Origin of the sequence: Pseudomonas sp. QD4 (assembly GCF_049199125.1) — a bacterium.
In the GTDB taxonomy this organism is placed as follows: Bacteria; Pseudomonadota; Gammaproteobacteria; order Pseudomonadales; family Pseudomonadaceae; genus Aquipseudomonas.
On sequence record NZ_JBLZOM010000002.1, the window covers coordinates 1136421 to 1153278 of the forward strand.

Annotated in this window: 23 protein-coding genes; 10 read left to right on the forward strand and 13 right to left on the reverse strand. The window is 60.4% G+C overall.

Annotated elements, in window-relative coordinates; translation table 11 throughout:
• Nucleotides 1-14: 14 nt before the first annotated feature.
• The 8 genes from hisG to ACOZJV_RS16225 all read right to left on the reverse strand — a co-directional run bounded on the left by hisG (nucleotide 15) and on the right by ACOZJV_RS16225 (nucleotide 5557).
• Entirely contained in the window at nucleotides 15-650 is a 636-nt protein-coding gene (hisG, locus tag ACOZJV_RS16190; protein WP_007901570.1) for an ATP phosphoribosyltransferase, read from the reverse strand.
• A 211-nt stretch (nucleotides 651-861) separates the two neighbouring features.
• Nucleotides 862-2127 (reverse strand): UDP-N-acetylglucosamine 1-carboxyvinyltransferase, encoded by a 1266-nt coding sequence (murA, locus tag ACOZJV_RS16195; RefSeq protein ID WP_020297153.1) that lies wholly within the window; start codon nucleotides 2125-2127, stop codon nucleotides 862-864.
• 22 nt (nucleotides 2128-2149) lie between these two features.
• Nucleotides 2150-2401, reverse strand: coding sequence for a BolA family protein (locus ACOZJV_RS16200; protein WP_020297152.1), 252 nt, complete (start codon nucleotides 2399-2401; stop codon nucleotides 2150-2152).
• A gap of 115 nt (nucleotides 2402-2516) precedes the next feature.
• A complete protein-coding gene (locus tag ACOZJV_RS16205) occupies nucleotides 2517-2822 on the reverse strand; it encodes an STAS domain-containing protein (protein WP_421548036.1) in 306 nt (101 codons plus the stop codon).
• Nucleotides 2819-3472, reverse strand: a complete 654-nt coding sequence (locus ACOZJV_RS16210; protein ID WP_020297150.1) for an MlaC/ttg2D family ABC transporter substrate-binding protein — start codon at nucleotides 3470-3472, stop codon at nucleotides 2819-2821. The genes ACOZJV_RS16205 and ACOZJV_RS16210 overlap by 4 nt, the downstream gene beginning before the upstream one ends.
• Nucleotides 3473-3483: 11 nt before the next feature.
• A complete protein-coding gene (gene mlaD / locus ACOZJV_RS16215) occupies nucleotides 3484-3951 on the reverse strand; it encodes an outer membrane lipid asymmetry maintenance protein MlaD (RefSeq protein ID WP_020297149.1) in 468 nt (155 codons plus the stop codon).
• A complete protein-coding gene (gene mlaE / locus ACOZJV_RS16220) occupies nucleotides 3951-4748 on the reverse strand; it encodes a lipid asymmetry maintenance ABC transporter permease subunit MlaE (protein ID WP_020297148.1) in 798 nt (265 codons plus the stop codon). Before mlaE ends, mlaD begins: the two co-directional genes overlap by 1 nt.
• Entirely contained in the window at nucleotides 4748-5557 is an 810-nt protein-coding gene (locus tag ACOZJV_RS16225) for an ATP-binding cassette domain-containing protein (protein WP_020297147.1), read from the reverse strand. Before ACOZJV_RS16225 ends, mlaE begins: the two co-directional genes overlap by 1 nt.
• A 267-nt stretch (nucleotides 5558-5824) precedes the next feature.
• Here ACOZJV_RS16225 and ACOZJV_RS16230 point away from each other — a divergent pair, with 267 nt between their 5' ends.
• From ACOZJV_RS16230 to ACOZJV_RS16275, 10 genes are all read left to right on the forward strand, one after another.
• Complete coding sequence (locus tag ACOZJV_RS16230) at nucleotides 5825-6799, forward strand: KpsF/GutQ family sugar-phosphate isomerase (protein WP_421548037.1); 975 nt, start codon at nucleotides 5825-5827, stop codon at nucleotides 6797-6799.
• On the forward strand, nucleotides 6799-7323 hold the full coding sequence (locus ACOZJV_RS16235) for a KdsC family phosphatase (protein ID WP_020297145.1): 525 nt from the start codon (nucleotides 6799-6801) through the stop codon (nucleotides 7321-7323). The genes ACOZJV_RS16230 and ACOZJV_RS16235 overlap by 1 nt, the downstream gene beginning before the upstream one ends.
• A gap of 8 nt (nucleotides 7324-7331) precedes the next feature.
• The gene (gene lptC / locus ACOZJV_RS16240) at nucleotides 7332-7904 is read left to right on the forward strand and encodes an LPS export ABC transporter periplasmic protein LptC (RefSeq protein ID WP_078469844.1); all 573 of its coding nucleotides are present in this window, start codon (nucleotides 7332-7334) and stop codon (nucleotides 7902-7904) included.
• On the forward strand, nucleotides 7891-8436 hold the full coding sequence (gene lptA / locus ACOZJV_RS16245) for a lipopolysaccharide transport periplasmic protein LptA (protein ID WP_043229373.1): 546 nt from the start codon (nucleotides 7891-7893) through the stop codon (nucleotides 8434-8436). Before lptC ends, lptA begins: the two co-directional genes overlap by 14 nt.
• Nucleotides 8436-9161, forward strand: a complete 726-nt coding sequence (lptB, locus tag ACOZJV_RS16250) for an LPS export ABC transporter ATP-binding protein (protein ID WP_078469843.1) — start codon at nucleotides 8436-8438, stop codon at nucleotides 9159-9161. The genes lptA and lptB overlap by 1 nt, the downstream gene beginning before the upstream one ends.
• 182 nt (nucleotides 9162-9343) lie before the next feature.
• The gene (locus tag ACOZJV_RS16255; RefSeq protein ID WP_421548038.1) at nucleotides 9344-10837 is read left to right on the forward strand and encodes an RNA polymerase factor sigma-54; all 1494 of its coding nucleotides are present in this window, start codon (nucleotides 9344-9346) and stop codon (nucleotides 10835-10837) included.
• Between the two features lie 79 nt (nucleotides 10838-10916).
• Nucleotides 10917-11222 carry a ribosome hibernation-promoting factor, HPF/YfiA family gene (gene hpf, locus ACOZJV_RS16260; RefSeq protein ID WP_016966642.1) on the forward strand — a complete coding sequence of 102 codons (306 nt, stop codon included), beginning with the start codon at nucleotides 10917-10919 and terminating at the stop codon, nucleotides 11220-11222.
• A 12-nt stretch (nucleotides 11223-11234) separates the two neighbouring features.
• Nucleotides 11235-11699 (forward strand): PTS IIA-like nitrogen regulatory protein PtsN, encoded by a 465-nt coding sequence (gene ptsN, locus ACOZJV_RS16265; RefSeq protein WP_020297140.1) that lies wholly within the window; start codon nucleotides 11235-11237, stop codon nucleotides 11697-11699.
• Nucleotides 11700-11701: 2 nt separating this feature from the next.
• Nucleotides 11702-12559 carry an RNase adapter RapZ gene (gene rapZ / locus ACOZJV_RS16270; RefSeq protein ID WP_020297139.1) on the forward strand — a complete coding sequence of 286 codons (858 nt, stop codon included), beginning with the start codon at nucleotides 11702-11704 and terminating at the stop codon, nucleotides 12557-12559.
• A gap of 16 nt (nucleotides 12560-12575) precedes the next feature.
• Nucleotides 12576-12848, forward strand: a complete 273-nt coding sequence (locus tag ACOZJV_RS16275) for an HPr family phosphocarrier protein (RefSeq protein WP_201129467.1) — start codon at nucleotides 12576-12578, stop codon at nucleotides 12846-12848.
• A 64-nt stretch (nucleotides 12849-12912) separates the two neighbouring features.
• Here the strand turns inward: ACOZJV_RS16275 and ACOZJV_RS16280 are convergent, their stop codons facing one another.
• The 5 genes from ACOZJV_RS16280 to ACOZJV_RS16300 are packed head-to-tail and all read right to left on the reverse strand — an operon-like array spanning nucleotide 12913 to nucleotide 16695.
• Nucleotides 12913-13806 (reverse strand): ZIP family metal transporter, encoded by an 894-nt coding sequence (locus tag ACOZJV_RS16280; RefSeq protein ID WP_201129465.1) that lies wholly within the window; start codon nucleotides 13804-13806, stop codon nucleotides 12913-12915.
• A 31-nt stretch (nucleotides 13807-13837) separates the two neighbouring features.
• The gene (locus tag ACOZJV_RS16285; RefSeq protein ID WP_020297136.1) at nucleotides 13838-14449 is read right to left on the reverse strand and encodes a superoxide dismutase; all 612 of its coding nucleotides are present in this window, start codon (nucleotides 14447-14449) and stop codon (nucleotides 13838-13840) included.
• A 1-nt stretch (nucleotide 14450) separates the two neighbouring features.
• Nucleotides 14451-14900 carry a hypothetical protein gene (locus tag ACOZJV_RS16290; protein ID WP_020297135.1) on the reverse strand — a complete coding sequence of 150 codons (450 nt, stop codon included), beginning with the start codon at nucleotides 14898-14900 and terminating at the stop codon, nucleotides 14451-14453.
• A gap of 30 nt (nucleotides 14901-14930) precedes the next feature.
• On the reverse strand, nucleotides 14931-16307 hold the full coding sequence (locus tag ACOZJV_RS16295) for a class II fumarate hydratase (RefSeq protein ID WP_078469840.1): 1377 nt from the start codon (nucleotides 16305-16307) through the stop codon (nucleotides 14931-14933).
• Nucleotides 16300-16695 (reverse strand): hypothetical protein, encoded by a 396-nt coding sequence (locus tag ACOZJV_RS16300; protein ID WP_020297133.1) that lies wholly within the window; start codon nucleotides 16693-16695, stop codon nucleotides 16300-16302. The genes ACOZJV_RS16295 and ACOZJV_RS16300 overlap by 8 nt, the downstream gene beginning before the upstream one ends.
• Nucleotides 16696-16858: the final 163 nt, after the last annotated feature.

Sequence of the window (16858 nt, forward strand, 5' to 3'; positions counted from 1 at the left end):
GTTGCGCGGGTAAATCAGCCGCGGTGTCGCGACTCCACTGCTTTGCGCAGGGTGTCGATCAACGCCTGGATACGGGCGTGTTGCATTTTCATCGATGCCTTGTTGACGATCAGCCGGGAGCTGATGTCAGCAATGAAATCCTGGGGTTCCAGGCCATTGGCGCGCAAGGTGTTGCCGGTGTCGACCACGTCGATGATCTTGTCGGCCAAGCCAATCAGCGGCGCCAGCTCCATGGAGCCGTAGAGCTTGATGATGTCGACCTGGCGGCCCTGCTCGGCGTAGTAACGCTTGGCAACGTTGACGAACTTGGTCGCCACCCGCAGCCGGCCCTTGGGCTCGACATCGCCGACCCGGCCCGCGGTCATCAGCTTGCACAGGGCGATACGCAGGTCCAGGGGCTCATACAGGCCCTGGCCGCCGTATTCCATCAACACATCTTTACCGGCCACGCCCAGGTCTGCGGCACCATGCTCGACGTAAGTCGGCACGTCGGTGGCACGCACGATCAGCAGACGCACATCGGCCTGGGTCGTGGGGATGATCAGCTTGCGGCTCTTGTCCGGATTCTCGGTCGGCACGATACCCGCTTCAGCCAGAAGCGGCAGGGTGTCGTCCAGAATGCGGCCCTTGGACAGTGCGATGGTCAACATGGGAAACGTCAGTCCTTATCAGGCTACTGATGCCCGGTCGCAAACGGCGCCGGACACGCATCGAGGCCATTACAGCCTCGATGAAGCAAATCAGTTAACAGCAAACTGTGGCGAGGGAGCTTGCTCCCGCTGGGTCGCAAAGCGGCCCCAACAGCGGGACTGCTGCGCAGTCCAACGGGAGCAAGCTCCCTCGCCACAATTGCAGCAGAAACTAGCCCGGTACGCGGCGGATCTTGGCGCCGAGCATCTGCAGTTTCTCTTCGATGCACTCGTAACCACGGTCGATGTGGTAGATGCGGTCGATCAGGGTGTCGCCTTCGGCGATCAGGGCCGAAATCACCAGGCTGGCCGAAGCACGCAGGTCGGTGGCCATGACAGGCGCGCCCTTGAGCTTCTCGGTGCCGGTGACGATGGCCGTGTTGCCTTCGACCTGGATCTTGGCGCCCATGCGGTGCAGTTCGTAAACGTGCATGAAGCGGTTTTCGAAGATAGTCTCGATCACCGCGCCAGTGCCTTCGGCAATCGCGTTGAGGGAGATGAACTGCGCCTGCATGTCGGTCGGGAACGCCGGGTACGGAGCGGTGCGCACGTTCACGGCTTTCGGCCGCTTGCCGTGCATGTTCAGTTCGATCCAGTCTTCGCCGCAGGTGATTTCAGCACCGGCTTCGCGCAGTTTTTCCAGCACGGCTTCGAGGATGGTCGGATCGGTGTCCTTGACCTTGACGCGGCCGCCGGTAACGGCTGCAGCCACCAGGTAGGTGCCGGTCTCGATACGGTCCGGCATCACCTTGTAGGTGGCCGGGTGCAGACGCTCGACGCCATCGATGGTGATGGTGTCGGTGCCGGCGCCGCTGATCTTGGCGCCCATGGCGATCAGGAAGTTCGCCAGGTCGATGACTTCAGGTTCGCGAGCGGCGTTTTGCAGCACACTGCGGCCTTTGGCCAGAGCGGCCGCCATCATGATGTTTTCGGTACCGGTCACGCTGACGGTGTCGAAGAAGAAGTGTGCACCGCGCAGGCCGCCCTCAGGGGCCTTGGCCTTGATGTAGCCACCTTCGACGTCAATCACCGCGCCCATGGCTTCCAGGCCACGGATGTGCAGGTCGACCGGACGCGAACCGATGGCGCAACCGCCAGGCAGGGCCACTTCGGCTTCGCCGAAACGGGCAACCATCGGGCCCAGTACCAGGATCGAGGCACGCATGGTTTTCACCAGCTCGTACGGTGCGATCAGGGTCTTGATGGTGCGCGGGTCGATTTCGACGCTGAGCTTCTCGTCGATCACCGGTTCGATGCCCATGCGACCGAACAGCTCGATCATGGTGGTGATGTCGTGCAAGTGCGGCAGGTTGGCCACAGTCACCGGGCCATCGCACAGCAGGGTAGCAGCCAGAATCGGCAGGGCGGAGTTCTTCGCCCCGGAGATGCGGATTTCGCCATCAAGACGAACACCGCCGGTAATAATCAATTTATCCATAAGAATCTCGACGCCCTTGGGCTCAGGTGCGCTCGGCCCAGGCCGCGCTGCTGAAAAATTTCATAGTGACCGCGTGGATGCTGCCATCGGCGATCCATGGGTTCAAATGGGCATAGATGCTCTGCTGACGCTTGACCGGGCTCAAAGCCACCAGTTCGTCACTAATCACGTTCAGCTGAAAGTTGCAGCCTTCGCCCTCAACTTCTACCTGTACTGATAAAAGAGTCTCGGACAGCTTTCCCTCAAGAAAGCTCTTCACTTCGGTGGCCTGCATGCTCAACCTCAATCGGCGCCCTGTGCGCGCGGGTCGCACATCATACAAAAAAGCCCCGCGCCTGCGAACCCCGCATAGCAGGACTCTGACGGGGGGCTTCTATAAAGGTGGGTTATTACGGATGGGTCAGGATTTCGGTGAGGCCGGAGACCTGGGCAATTTCACGCATGTCTTCGGGCAATCCACGAACGCTGACGGCCTTGCCAGCCGCCAGCCCATCACGCATGAACGCCAGCAGCAGCGCCAGACCGACGCTGCTGGACTTGGTCACCGCCGAGCAATCGAGCACCAATGTGGCTTCCTGGCTGGCCTTGATCAGCGACTGGCCCTGCTTGCGCAGGCCCGGGCCGCTGCGGTAATCCAGCACTCCGCTAAGCAGCAATTCGCCAGCATTCCCCTGGCGGACGGCCGACTCGCTCATTGCGCGGCCTTCTGCGCGGCGTCTTCGGTCACTTCCTTGGCCTTGGCCACTTCACCGGCCCAACCGTTGATGGTTTTGTCCAGGTCGTTGCCATTGCGCTGCATGGCATCAGCGAACTGATCACGGAACAGCTTGCCGATATTGATGCCGTTGATGATCACGTTGCGCACTTTCCACTCACCGTTGATTTTCTCAAGGGTGTAGGACACAGGGTAGATCGAGCCGTTGTTGCCCTTGACCTGCATGTCGACGCTGGTGCGGGTACCGCTTTCATCCTTGGCCGGAGAAACGGTAATGCCCTGGTTGTTGTACTCGAGCAACGCATTGCCATAGAACTGCATCAGGCTGCGCTTGAAGTTTTCCTGGAAGCGCGCCATCTGCTCCGGGGTGGCCTTGCGCGAGTACTTCACGGTCATGATGCTGCGCGAAATGCCATCGGCATCCACCACCGGGCCAACGATGCCGTTGAGCGCCTGGTAGAACTCGCTTGGGCTCTGCTTGTACTTCTCTTTGTTGGCCGCCAGATCGGCGAGCAACCGGGTAGTGGTGTCCTGAACCAGTTCGTGCGCGGAAGGCGCAGCCACGGCGTTAGCCATCAACGGCAGTGCCGCGAGTAATACCAACAGGCCACGTCGCAAGGTAGAGATCATGGAAAAACTCCTCATTTGGCGTCTTTGCTAACGGTATTGAGCAGGAATTTACCGATCAGGTCCTCAAGTACCAGCGACGACTGGGTGTCATGGATGGTCCCGCCATCCTTGAGCAAGGCTTCTTCCCCACCGACGCTGATACCGATGTATTTCTCACCCAACAGGCCAGCCGTGAGAATAGATGCAGTGGAGTCAGTCGGCAGGTTATCTACGCGCTTTTCCACTTGCAGCGTCACACGACCGGTGAAACTGTCGCGATCCAGATCGATAGCCGTGACCTTGCCGATGGTCACACCGGCCATGGTCACTTTGGCTCTGACAGTCAAACCGGCGATATTGTCGAAATAGGCATAAAGTTTATAAGTATCGGTGGCTGCGCTCGGGGACAGGCCACTGACCCGCAGCGCCAGCAACAGCAAAGCCAGGATGCCAGCCAGCAAGAAAAGGCCGACACCGATTTCCAGGGTGCGGTTTTGCATCAGAAATCTCCAAACATCAAGGCGGTCAGAATAAAGTCCAGGCCGAGTACAGCCAATGAGGCATACACCACGGTCTTGGTAGTGGCACGACTGATCCCTTCTGAAGTGGGCTCACAGTCATAACCTTGGAATACGGCGATCCATGTCACGACGAACGCAAAGACAATGCTTTTAATAACACCATTGAGCACGTCACCGCTGAACGTCACGCTATTTTGCATGTTCGACCAGTAGGAACCCTCATAGACTCCCAACCAATCGACGGCCACCCACGAACCACCCCAGATCCCGACCACGCTGAAAATGATCGCCAGCAACGGCAGGGAAATGAAGCCGGCCCACAAACGCGGGGCGACGATGTATTTGAGCGGGTCCACGCCAATCATTTCCAGGCTGGACAGCTGCTCGGTGGATTTCATGTTGCCGATTTCCGCCGTCAGCGCCGATCCGGCACGCCCGGCGAACAGCAGCGCAGTCACCACCGGCCCCAGTTCGCGCAACAGCGTCAGGGCGACCATCTGCCCTACTGCCTGCTCCGACCCGTAGCTGGACAGGATATTGAAGCCTTGCAGCGCCAACACCATGCCGATGAATACCCCGGAGACCACAATGATCACCAGCGACATCACGCCCACGGCATGCAGTTGCTTGATCAACAGGCCAAAACTGCCGCCGATGCCGCCGCGCCCCAGCAGGGCGTGAAACAGAAACAGCGTGGAACGCCCTAGAACCGAAACCACATCGATGCCCGAACGACCGAAGAGGCGAACCCTCTCCACTAAAGATATCTTGCGCATCAGCGCTTCCCCAGAAGATCTGCGCGGTAGTCCGGCGCTGGAAAGTGAAAGGGTACCGGACCGTCGGGGTCGCCTTTCATGAACTGGCGGATGCGCGGATTATCGGACCCCATCAGCTCATCGGGCGTGCCCTGCCCCAATACCTGGCCATCGCCGACCACGTAGATGTAATCGGCAATGCTCGCGGTTTCTGCAAGATCGTGTGACACAACGATGCTGGTAATGCCCAGCGCGTCGTTGAGCAGGCGAATCAGGCGCACCAGAACCCCCATGGCGATCGGGTCCTGGCCCACGAACGGCTCGTCATACATGAGGATCTGCGGGTCCAGGGCGATCGCCCGGGCCAATGCCACGCGACGCTTCATGCCGCCGGACAGCTCATCGGGCATCAATTCGATGGCGCCACGCAGCCCGACCGCCTGCAGCTTGAGCAGGACGATGTCGCGGATCATTTCATCCGGCAGCTGGGTATGGACCCGCAGCGGGAAGGCAACGTTCTCGAACACGTCCAGATCGGTAAAAAGCGCGCCACTCTGGAACAGCACGCCCATTTGCTTGCGTGCGTCGAACAGGTCGCTGCGTGAGAGCTCCGGCAGATTCTGGCCGTTGACCCACACTTCACCGGCGCTGGGGCGTAATTGCGCGCCCATCAGGCGCAGCAGGGTGGTCTTTCCGCAACCGGAAGGCCCCATGATCCCGGTGACCTTGCCCCGCGGAATACGAATATCCACGTTATTGAAGATGCTGCGCGTACCGCGCTTGAAGGACAGCCCCTTCAGCTCGACCGCGTAGGCGTTATCGGCACTCATCTAAACTCCTTGCGATGCAGCCTATCACTCGGGCGCTAGGCTCCCTGCCGGGAGTTGATTCACCCGGGGCAGGCCGAACTGGCGGCGAACTATATCATTGCTGATACGGAGCCCCCAAGGCCGAAGCCTCGGCTATTCAGCCACACGACAGGCAAAAAACCAGGCCTTTCCTTAGTTACCCCCAAGAAAGGCTGACGAACTTGCGTGAGGGAATTGATCATTACCGCTATAATCGCCGCCTTTTCATCAGGCTATACGATTTCTGACATGAGCCAATCCAGCGACCTGATTCAATCGGCACAACGCACCATCCGCCTCGAAGTTGAAGCAGTAGAAGCCCTGCTGCCCCTTATCGACGCTGATTTCGTACGCGCTTGCGAGATGATTCTGGCCAGCAAAGGCCGCGTGGTCGTGGTCGGCATGGGCAAATCCGGGCATATCGGCAACAAGATTGCCGCGACCCTGGCCAGCACCGGCACCACGGCGTTTTTTGTCCACCCGGCCGAAGCCAGCCACGGCGACATGGGCATGATTACCCGGGACGACGTGATCCTGGCCCTGTCCAATTCGGGCTCGACCAATGAAATCGTGACCCTGTTGCCGCTGATCAAGCGCCTGGGCATCCAGCTCATCAGCCTCACCGGCAACCCGGACTCACCGCTGGCCAAGGCCGCCGAGGTCAATCTCAACGTCCACGTCGAACACGAAGCCTGCCCGCTGAACCTGGCGCCGACCTCGTCCACCACGGCCGCCCTGGTCATGGGCGACGCCCTGGCCGTGGCACTGCTGGAAGCCCGCGGCTTTACCGCTGAAGACTTCGCGTTTTCCCATCCGGGCGGTGCCCTGGGTCGTCGCCTGCTGCTGAAAGTCGAGAACGTGATGCACGCCGGCAGCGAACTGCCCCTGGTGCAACGCGGCACCCTGCTCAAGGACGCGCTCATGGAAATGACCCGCAAGGGCCTGGGCATGACCGCGATCATCGAGACCGATGGGCGCCTGGCCGGGATCTTCACGGACGGTGACCTGCGCCGCACCCTGGATCGCACCATTGATATCCACCATGCGACCATCGATGAAGTCATGACCCTTCATGGCAAGACCGCTCGTGCCGATATGCTGGCAGCCGAAGCGCTGAAAATCATGGAAGACCATCGAGTCAACGCACTGGTAGTGGTGGACAAGGAGGACCGACCTGTCGGCGCCTTCAACCTGTCCGACCTGCTGCGTGCCGGAGTAATGTGATGAGTGCCGACCTGCTGCAACGTGGCAAAAACATCAAGCTGGCGATTTTTGACGTCGACGGCGTACTGACCGACGGTCGCCTGTACTTCCTCGAAGACGGCAGCGAGTTCAAGACCTTCAACACCCTCGACGGCCAGGGCATCAAGATGCTGATGGCCGCTGGCGTGCAGACCGCAATCATCAGCGGACGCAAGACCCCGGTGGTCGAGCGCCGGGCCAAGAACCTGGGAATTCCCCATCTGTACCAAGGCCGCGAAGATAAGCTGGTGGTACTCGACGAGCTACTTGGCCAACTCGGCCTAAGCTATGACCAGGTCGCCTACCTCGGTGACGATCTGCCGGACTTGCCGGTAATCCGCCGCGTCGGCCTGGGCATGGCCGTGGCCAATGCTGCAAGTTTCGTCCGCGAACACGCCCACGGCATCACCCAGGCCCGTGGCGGCGAAGGTGCCGCGCGCGAATTCTGCGAGCTGATCCTGCGCGCCCAAGGCAGCCTTGAAGCGGCCAACGCCGCCTACTTATAGAGCCTTTTATGCTGAGCAAAAAGATTCGCAACATTCTGCTGTTCGGGGTCCTTGCCGCGTTGTTCGCGGCAGTCGGCTACTGGAATATCAGTCCGGAACGCTTCCTCGACAAGCCAGTGGCACAGGTCGACGAGAGCGCCATCGACTATTACGCGGTCAACGCCCGCAGCGTGCAGTACCTGCCCGACGGCAAAATGCAGTACGAGATGACGTCCGACAAGGTCGAGCACCTGAAGGCCACCGAAGTCACCCTGCTGACCAAGCCGGACCTGCAGATGTACCGCGGCACCACCTTTCCCTGGCATGTCCAGAGCGAACGCGGCGAGGTCAACCCGGACGGCACTGAAGTCGAGCTGATCGATTCGGTACGGGTCGCACGCACCGATGAGAAAAATCGCACGGTACTGATTACCACTACCCGCATGACAGTATTCCCGCAGAAGCAATATGCGCAGACCGAGCAAGCCGTTAGAATCGACGGCGCCGGGGGCGTGACTACGGCCAAGGGAATGAAAGCGTATTTGAAAGACGGCAGGATGAACCTGCTATCGAACGTAAGAGGACAGTATGAGGCTCGTTAAAACCCTCCCTATTTTGCTCAGTCTGGGCGCAGCACTGGGAAGCGTGAGCGCCTGGGCTCTGCCGAACGATAGCCAACAACCTATCCGTATTCAGGCCGATGACGCGCAACTCGATGACCGCCAGGGCATCGCCACCTACAAGGGCGATGTGATCATCACCCAGGGCTCGATGAAGATCACCGGCAATACCGTGACCATCACCCGCACCGCGTCCGGTGAAATCGACGTGGTGACCTCGGTGGGCAACCTGGCGTATTTCGAGCAATTGCAGAAAGCCACCGACCCCAAACCGGTACAGGCCTACGCCGTGACCATTCAGTACCACGCTGCGCAAAACCGCATCGTACTGATCGACAAGGCCAAGGTGATCAACGACGGCAACACCACCGAAGGCGAGAAAATCGTCTACGACACCGTCAAGCAGGTCGCCAACGCCGGTCGCGCCAATGGCAGCTCGGTCACCGCGCCACGTCCGCGGATCGATATGGTCATCCAGCCGAAAAAGAAAACTGACGAGCAAAAGGCCCAGTAATGGCAACTCTGAAAGCTCAGCATCTGGCCAAGAGCTACAAGAGCCGTCAGGTCGTGCGTGACGTCAGCCTGTCCATCGACAGCGGTCAGATCGTCGGCCTGCTCGGCCCCAACGGCGCCGGCAAGACCACCTGCTTCTACATGATCGTCGGCCTGGTCCAGGCCGATCAGGGCCGTGTGCTGATCGACGACCTCGACGTCAGCCACCAGCCCATGCACGGCCGCGCCCGTGCCGGCATCGGCTACCTGCCCCAGGAAGCGTCGATCTTTCGCAAGCTGTCGGTCGCCGACAACATCATGGCCATCCTCGAGACCCGCAAGGAGCTCGACAAGGCCGGCCGCCGCAAGGAACTGGAAAGCCTGCTCCAGGAGTTCCACATCCACCACATTCGCGACAACCTCGGCATGAGCCTGTCCGGTGGTGAACGCCGCCGGGTGGAAATCGCCCGCGCCCTGGCCACATCGCCGAAATTCATCCTGCTCGACGAACCTTTCGCCGGCGTGGACCCGATCTCGGTCGGCGACATCAAGCAGATCATCCATCACCTCAAGGCCAAGGGCATTGGTGTACTGATCACCGACCACAATGTCCGGGAAACCCTCGATATCTGCGAAACCGCCTACATCGTCAGCGACGGTCAACTGATCGCCGAGGGCACGCCCGAAACCATCCTGGCCAACGAATTGGTCAAGGAAGTGTATCTGGGCCATGAGTTCCGCCTGTAAGCACTGAGGTGTTTGGCTAGTCGCCAGAGCGCCACCTTCAATAAATCCCTACAAATTTTATTGTTACCGCGCTCTAGGCAAACACTTCAGTTTCAGGCATATAATTTGCTTATGTTTGGCGCTCACGCGCCCTGTAGTGGATGGCGCATGTGCGCCGGCGAATAAGGTGTTAAGCCCCTGCCATGAAACCATCGCTAGTCCTGAGAATGGGCCAGCAGCTGACGATGACACCGCAGCTGCAACAGGCCATCCGCCTGCTCCAATTGTCGACCCTGGACCTGCAACAGGAAATCCAGGAGGCCTTGGAGTCCAATCCGATGCTCGAACGCCAGGAAGAAGGCGACGACTTCGACAACACCGACCCTCTGGCCGACAACGCCGAGCAAAAACCCAACACCGACATCCAGGAACCCTCCTACCAGGAAACCGCCCCCACGGTGGACAACCTCGAGGACGGCGAGTGGAACGAGCGCATTCCCAACGAATTGCCGGTGGATACCGCCTGGGAAGACGTTTACCAGACCAGCGCCAGCAGCCTGCCCAGCAACGATGACGACGAGTGGGACTTCACTACCCGCACCTCGGCCGGCGAAAGCCTGCAGAGCCACCTGCTGTGGCAACTGAACCTGGCGCCGATGTCCGACACCGACCGCCTGATTGCCGTAACCCTGATCGACTGCATCAATAACCAGGGCTACCTGGACGAAACCCTCGAGGAAATCCTCGAAGCCTTCGATCCGGAGCTGGACATCGAACTGGACGAGATCGAAGCCGTCCTGCACCGCATCCAGCAATTCGAGCCGGCCGGCATCGGCGCACGCACCCTGGGTGAGTGCCTGTTGCTGCAACTGCGCCAGCTGCCAGCCAAGACGCCTTGGCTGAGCGAGGCACAACGCCTGGTCAGCGACTACATTGACCTGCTGGGCAGCCGCGACTACAGCCAACTGATGCGCCGCATGAAGCTCAAGGAAGACGAGCTGCGCCAGGTCATCGAACTGGTACAGAGTCTGAACCCGCGTCCCGGCTCGCAGATCGAGTCTGCCGAGGCCGAGTACGTGGTCCCTGACGTGATCGTACGCAAGGACAACGAGCGCTGGCTGGTCGAGCTGAACCAGGAATCAGTACCGCGCCTGCGGGTCAACCCGCAGTACGCAGGCTTCGTGCGCCGTGCCGACAGCAGCGCCGACAACATTTTCATGCGCAATCAGCTGCAAGAGGCCCGCTGGTTCATCAAGAGCCTGCAAAGCCGCAACGAAACCCTGATGAAAGTCGCGACCCAGATCGTCGAGCATCAGCGCGGCTTCCTCGAGTACGGCGACGAAGCGATGAAGCCTTTGGTCCTGCACGACATCGCCGAAGCGGTGGGCATGCACGAATCGACGATTTCCCGGGTGACCACGCAAAAATTCATGCATACCCCACGGGGTATTTATGAACTGAAATACTTTTTCTCCAGCCACGTAAGTACCTCCGAAGGCGGTGAATGCTCGTCCACGGCGATTCGCGCGATCATCAAAAAACTGGTGGCCGCGGAAAATCAGAAAAAGCCGTTGAGTGACAGCAAGATCGCTGGTTTACTGGAGGCACAAGGCATTCAGGTAGCCCGTCGTACCGTCGCCAAGTACCGCGAATCCCTTGGGATCGCGCCTTCCAGCGAACGGAAGCGGTTGATGTAACCGCCGGGCTCGCCACAGCGTTCCAGTGGCAGGCAACCCAGCCTGCCGCTTTATGCACTGGCAACGAAGGAGAAGCTGTATGCAAGTCAACATCAGTGGACACCAACTGGAAGTGACCGAGCCCCTGCGCGCTTACATCGGCGAAAAACTCGACCGACTGGAGCGGCACTTTGACAAGATTACCAATGTGCAGGTAACGATGGCTGTCGAGAAACTGAAGCAGAAAATCGAAGCCACCCTGCACATCCACGGTGGGGAGGTTGTCGCCAATGCAGAACATGACGATATGTATGCCGCGATCGACCTGCTCACGGATAAGCTGGACCGCCAACTGAAAAAGCATAAGGAAAAGCAACTCCACCTTCTCCAAGGCACGGGTCGCTAACACTCCCCTCCCATGATCCGACTTGAAAGTATCCTGACCCCCGGCCGTTCCCTCGTGAACGTGCCGGGCGGCAGTAAAAAACGCGCCCTCGAACAAATTGCCAACCTGATCAGCCGTGAAGTGCCGGATCTGGAGATGCAGGATGTCTTCGAGAGCCTGATTGCCCGTGAAAAACTCGGTTCCACCGGTTTTGGCAACGGCATCGCCATTCCACATTGTCGCCTCAAAGGCTGCGAGTCGCCCATCAGTGCGTTGATGCACCTGGACGCTCCCATCGATTTCGACGCCATCGACGGCGCTCCGGTCGACCTGCTATTCGTACTGCTGGTCCCCGAAGCTGCCACCGATGCGCACCTGGAACTGCTGCGGCAGATCGCCAGCATGCTTGATCGCAAGGAAGTGCGTGACAGGCTGCGCAGCGCCGACAGCAACCAAGCCCTGTATCAGGTAGTCCTGGACGAGCAGAACGGTCAGTAACCATGCGCTTGATCATTGTCAGCGGCCGCTCCGGCTCCGGTAAAAGTACCGCCCTCGCTGTCCTGGAGGATAACGGCTACTACTGCATCGACAACTTGCCGGCAGGCCTGCTGCCGGAGTTGGCCGAGCGTGCGTTGATCCACACCGAGCTGGCGCAACCGCTGGTGGCGGTATCGATCGATGCGCGCAACCTGCCAAGCCACCTGTCACGCTTCCCCGAGCTGCTGGAAGAAGTGCGCAGCCGGCACATCCAGTGCGATGTGCTGTACCTGGACGCCGACGAGGAGACCCTGCTCAAGCGGTTCTCGGAAACCCGCCGCCGCCACCCGCTGAGCAGCGCCAATCGCTCCCTGGCCGAGGCGATTCAGGACGAAACCCAACTCCTGGGCCCGATCGTCGACCTGGCCGACCTGACCATCAACACCACTAATCTGAACCTGTATCAGCTGCGCGACACCATCAAGTTGCGCCTGCTGAACCAGCCGGAGCCGGGCACCGCGTTTCTGGTGGAGTCCTTTGGCTTCAAGCGGGGCATGCCGGTGGATGCCGACCTGGTGTTCGACGTGCGCTGCCTGCCCAACCCCTACTGGAAGCCCGAATTGCGCGACCAGTCAGGACTGGACCAGCCTGTAGCCGATTATCTGGCCGCACAGCCCGATGTCGAAGACATGTTCCAGGATATCTCCAGCTACCTGCTCAAATGGTTGCCACGCTTTGCCGCCAGCAACCGCGCTTACGTCACTATTGCCATTGGCTGCACGGGCGGGCATCACCGCTCGGTCTACCTGACCGAACGCCTGGGCCAGGTCCTGCAACAATCCCTGAAGAACGTCCAGGTTCGCCACCGCGACCTTAGCTGAAAGGACCACCACCGCGATGCCTGCTCTGGAAATTGAAATCATCAACAAACTGGGCTTGCATGCCCGGGCCTCTGCAAAATTTGTCGGTGTGGCCGGCCAGTTTCCGTGCCAGATCAGGGCGGGCAGGACTCCCGAGTCCATGGTCGACGGTAAAAGCATCATGGCAATGATGATGTTGGCGGCAGGCAAAGGCACCCGCATTCATCTGAAAACCGAAGGCGAGCAAGAGCAGGAAGCGCTGGATGCGCTGGTGGCATTGATCAACAATTATTTCGACGAAGGCGAGTAAGCAACGCCCTCGGCGCGTCGACTGTCCAGCCGACGCGCACCAGGCCAGGCCTCTATTTAGCTCGTCAGGCCAGCGCCGTATCCATCACCATCATCAGACAGAAACCGATGCACAGCCCCAGGCTCGCAAGCTTCTCGTGACCGTTGCGCCGCGACTCGGGAATCACTTCGTGGGTCACCACCAGCAACATGGCGCCTGCGGCCAGCGCCAGGCCCAGGGGCAACAGGATCTCGGCCAGGCTCACCAGCCAGGCGCAGAGCAAGGCAAACACCGGTTCGACCAGGCCTGAGGCCGCGCCAATCAGGAATGCCTTGACCCGCGACATCCCGGCCCCCGCCAACACCAGCGCGATGACCAGACCTTCCGGCACATCCTGCAATGCGATGCCCATGGCCAGGCTGTCGGCGTCGGGCATGCCGCCACCGGCAGACACCCCCACCGCCATGCCTTCCGGGATGTTGTGGGCGATGATCGCGAACACAAACAGCCAGATACGCGGAGGAATCACCGGATGCCCCGGTGTGCCAACCAGCATTTCCGGGCTGGCCCCCGAGACCTTGCGGTCCACCAGAAACAGGCCGAAGGCACCGAGCATGATGCCCAGGCTGATCAGTCCGCTGGAGCCCCAGGGCGACAGGCCAAGGCTCGTGGCGGCGGCAATTCCCGGCACAATCAGGGAAAACGCCGTCGCCGCAAGCATCACCCCGGCACCGAAACCCAGCAGCGTGTCGTTGAGCGCCTGGGGCATCTTGCGAATGACCAGAACCGGGACCGCCCCCAATGCCGTGCCCAGAGCACAGAGCGCCCCACCTTCCAGGGCCCGCAACAGTTTCGGCTCCAGATCCAGCCAGCTCAGGCCCTTGGCCACCAGCAATGCGGTACCCGCCAACAGCAACAACGAACCAAACGCATAACGAAACATTCGTACGCTGCTGATCGCCAGTGTTTCAGTGCCCATAGTCGGCCTTAGATCTTTTTATGGTGAGGGTTCAAACCAGCGCGGCCTGGTAGCGCTGAGCGACTTCCGGCCAATGGACGACGTTGTAGAACGCGTTGATGTATTCCGGGCGACGGTTCTGGTAGCGCAGGTAGTAGGCGTGCTCCCACACGTCCAGGCCGAGGATCGGCGTATTGCCGTTCATCAGCGGGCTGTCCTGGTTACCGCTGCTTTCCACCACCAGGGTCTTTTGCGGCGTCACGCTGAGCCAGGCCCAGCCGCTGCCAAAGCGGGTCAGTGCGGCTTTGGTGAAGGCTTCCTTGAAACTCTCGAAGCCCCCCAACTGCTCGTCGATTGCACGCCCCAGGTCGCCCTCCGGCTTGCCACCGCCATTGGGCGCCATGACTGCCCAGAACAACGAGTGGTTGGCATGTCCGCCGCCCTGGTTGATCACCGCGGCACGCAGTTTTTCCGGCAACTGCTGAACGCTGGCCACCAGCTTTTCTACCGACCAGTCGGCCCACTCGGTGCCTTCGACAGCCGCGTTGAGGTTGTTGATGTAGGTCTGGTGGTGCTTGGTGTAGTGGATTTCCATGGTCTGCGCATCGATATGCGGTTCCAGGGCGTCATAGGCGTAGGGCAAGGCAGGCAAGGTAAAAGACATATCAATGTACTCCGTAATAAGGGCCGTTCGAGGTCGCGGGGCCGGAGGCCAGTTGCGCGACATTGCTCTCCAGCAAGCGGTGGGTACGCGGGTATTCGCCGTGCTCGCTGATGAAATTGAGCAGCTCGACATAGGTCTTGCTGCTCTGGCGCAATGCCGCCTCGCGCAAGGCCGGGGCCAGGCGCGCATCCTGCATGGTCTGCAACAGCCGCTGATGGATGGCGCACAGGTACTCCGCGCTCTCCTCCGGCTGGTTCAGGCGCAGATGCAGATCCGCCAGGTTGTGATGGGAAATGACGCAGGCCGCCACCGCTTCGTCGGCATTCGACCAACGCTCGAACAACACCTGGGCCAGGGCCAGCGCCTGCAGGTAATACTCGCGAGCGTCCACCAGATCGCCTTGGGTGAAGAAGCGATTGGCCCTTTCGATCGTGCGTTTCCAGTGCTCCATGGTGAGCCTCCAAAGCAGTGACGGGGGGGGTTAAACGCCGCCCGCGGTGAGCTTTTCCGGATCCAGCAGAACTTCCAGTTGGCTGCGCGACAGGTCGGTGTATTCAAGCGCCACGTCGATGACCGGGCGCCCTTGCTTGTAAGCGGTCTTGGCGATCTCGGCGGCCTTCTGGTAACCGATGATCGGGTTCAGCGCGGTGACCAGGATCGGGTTGCGCGCCAACGCTTCTTTGATTTTGGCCTCGTTGACCTTGAAGCTGGCGATGGCCTTGTCCGCCAGCAGGCGGCTGGCATTGGCCATCAACTCGATGCTGCTCAGCAGGTTTTGCGCAATGATCGGCAGCATCACGTTCAATTCGAAGTTGCCCGACTGGCCGGCGACGGTAATCACCGAATCGTTGCCGATCACCTGCGCCGCAACCATGGCCGTGGCTTCAGGAATCACCGGATTGACCTTGCCCGGCATGATCGAACTGCCCGGCTGCAAGGCTTCCAGCTCGATTTCACCGAGGCCGGCCAGGGGCCCCGAGTTCATCCAGCGCAGGTCGTTGGCAATTTTCATCAGGGACACGGCAACCGCCTTGAGCTGACCGGAAACCGCAACGGCGGTGTCCTGGGAGCCGATCAGGGCGAACAGGTTTTTACCCGGAGTGAATTGCACCTGGGTCAGCTTGCTCAGTTGCTGGCTGAAGCGCGCGGCAAATTGCGGGTGAGCGTTGATCCCGGTGCCCACCGCAGTGCCGCCCTGGGCCAGGGCTTGCAGGCTTGGCAGCAAGTCCTGCAGGTGGCCGATATTGGCCTTGAGTTGCTGCGCCCAACCTTCCAGGACCTGGCTCATGCGCACCGGCATGGCGTCCATCAGGTGGGTGCGACCAGTCTTGATGAACGGGTGCACCTCCACGGCCTTGCGTTCGATGACCTGCACCAGGTGCAGCAGCGCCGGCAGCAACTGCTCATGCAGGGTCAGTGCCGCGCTGACATGGATGGTGGTGGGGATGATGTCGTTGCTGCTCTGCCCGCAGTTCACGTGGTCATTGGGGTTGACCGGCTTACCCAGCAGGCGGCTGGCCAGCGTCGCGATCACTTCGTTGGCGTTCATGTTGGAGCTGGTGCCGGAGCCGGTCTGGAAGATATCCACCGGGAAATGCTGCATGTAGTCGCCTTCCAGCAAGCCCTGGGCGGCGTCGACGATAGCCTTGCCCTGGGCTGGGCTGATTTGCTCGAGCTCGACGTTGGCCCGGGCCGCTGCGGCCTTGGCCAGGATCAAGGCGCGAATGAACTGCGCCGGCATGCGTTGGTGGCTGATCGGAAAGTTATCCACCGCGCGCTGGGTCTGGGCGCCATACAGCGCCTGCTCCGGGACCTGCAACTCGCCCATGCTGTCGCGTTCGATACGGGTATTACTCATCGGGAAATCCTTGCACCAGTTCATTCAGAGGGATGGAAGGCTGCAGCGAGCAGGTCGCCAACTGCCAGGCATAGCTTTGCCAGCGTTTGAGCCGGCATTTGCACAGGGACAGGCGCTCCAGGTCGCGCAACGGCCGCCAGGCCTGGTCCATGCACTGGCTGCGCCAATGCCAGGGCAGGGCCGTATCGGCGGCGGTGTCGAGCAGGAGCCGCAAAGAAGTTTCGGCCACAGTCCAGGGCGAGGTGGCCGTGCAACAGGCCAGATAGCGCCCTTCGGCCAGGTAATGCTCGATCAGACGCGGCTCGTCCGGATCGAGGGCGCAACGGATCTGGCGACTCATCCAGCGCCAGCTTTCGAGGTAAGGCTGCTCGTGCAAGGCAGAACTCATGACCTGGGCTCATTCAATAATGAGATTTATTATTAAATGATATTGAGAATCAAAACAAGCGCGACCGTCTCGGCCATTGCAGAATCCGCCGCGACGGGTTGCAGCCACATGCCGGAATTCACAGCGCAGATCACCGGTAAATCCCGAGCAAAAAAAACGCGCC

Coding starts and splice junctions, on each gene's coding strand:
- murA (WP_020297153.1), bottom strand. CDS start 2,127: ATGGATAAATTGATTATTACCGGCGGTGTTCGTCTTGATGGCGAAATC.
- ACOZJV_RS16280 (WP_201129465.1), bottom strand. CDS start 13,806: ATGGGCACTGAAACACTGGCGATCAGCAGCGTACGAATGTTTCGTTAT.
- rapZ (WP_020297139.1), top strand. CDS start 11,702: ATGCGCTTGATCATTGTCAGCGGCCGCTCCGGCTCCGGTAAAAGTACC.
- lptB (WP_078469843.1), top strand. CDS start 8,436: ATGGCAACTCTGAAAGCTCAGCATCTGGCCAAGAGCTACAAGAGCCGT.
- ACOZJV_RS16205 (WP_421548036.1), bottom strand. CDS start 2,822: ATGAGCGAGTCGGCCGTCCGCCAGGGGAATGCTGGCGAATTGCTGCTT.
- ACOZJV_RS16300 (WP_020297133.1), bottom strand. CDS start 16,695: ATGAGTTCTGCCTTGCACGAGCAGCCTTACCTCGAAAGCTGGCGCTGG.
- ACOZJV_RS16290 (WP_020297135.1), bottom strand. CDS start 14,900: ATGGAGCACTGGAAACGCACGATCGAAAGGGCCAATCGCTTCTTCACC.
- ACOZJV_RS16235 (WP_020297145.1), top strand. CDS start 6,799: ATGAGTGCCGACCTGCTGCAACGTGGCAAAAACATCAAGCTGGCGATT.
- mlaE (WP_020297148.1), bottom strand. CDS start 4,748: ATGCGCAAGATATCTTTAGTGGAGAGGGTTCGCCTCTTCGGTCGTTCG.
- hpf (WP_016966642.1), top strand. CDS start 10,917: ATGCAAGTCAACATCAGTGGACACCAACTGGAAGTGACCGAGCCCCTG.
- hisG (WP_007901570.1), bottom strand. CDS start 650: ATGTTGACCATCGCACTGTCCAAGGGCCGCATTCTGGACGACACCCTG.
- ACOZJV_RS16275 (WP_201129467.1), top strand. CDS start 12,576: ATGCCTGCTCTGGAAATTGAAATCATCAACAAACTGGGCTTGCATGCC.
- ACOZJV_RS16225 (WP_020297147.1), bottom strand. CDS start 5,557: ATGAGTGCCGATAACGCCTACGCGGTCGAGCTGAAGGGGCTGTCCTTC.
- mlaD (WP_020297149.1), bottom strand. CDS start 3,951: ATGCAAAACCGCACCCTGGAAATCGGTGTCGGCCTTTTCTTGCTGGCT.
- ACOZJV_RS16295 (WP_078469840.1), bottom strand. CDS start 16,307: ATGAGTAATACCCGTATCGAACGCGACAGCATGGGCGAGTTGCAGGTC.
- ACOZJV_RS16285 (WP_020297136.1), bottom strand. CDS start 14,449: ATGTCTTTTACCTTGCCTGCCTTGCCCTACGCCTATGACGCCCTGGAA.
- ACOZJV_RS16255 (WP_421548038.1), top strand. CDS start 9,344: ATGAAACCATCGCTAGTCCTGAGAATGGGCCAGCAGCTGACGATGACA.
- ACOZJV_RS16230 (WP_421548037.1), top strand. CDS start 5,825: ATGAGCCAATCCAGCGACCTGATTCAATCGGCACAACGCACCATCCGC.
- ptsN (WP_020297140.1), top strand. CDS start 11,235: ATGATCCGACTTGAAAGTATCCTGACCCCCGGCCGTTCCCTCGTGAAC.
- ACOZJV_RS16210 (WP_020297150.1), bottom strand. CDS start 3,472: ATGATCTCTACCTTGCGACGTGGCCTGTTGGTATTACTCGCGGCACTG.
- lptA (WP_043229373.1), top strand. CDS start 7,891: ATGAGGCTCGTTAAAACCCTCCCTATTTTGCTCAGTCTGGGCGCAGCA.
- ACOZJV_RS16200 (WP_020297152.1), bottom strand. CDS start 2,401: ATGCAGGCCACCGAAGTGAAGAGCTTTCTTGAGGGAAAGCTGTCCGAG.
- lptC (WP_078469844.1), top strand. CDS start 7,332: ATGCTGAGCAAAAAGATTCGCAACATTCTGCTGTTCGGGGTCCTTGCC.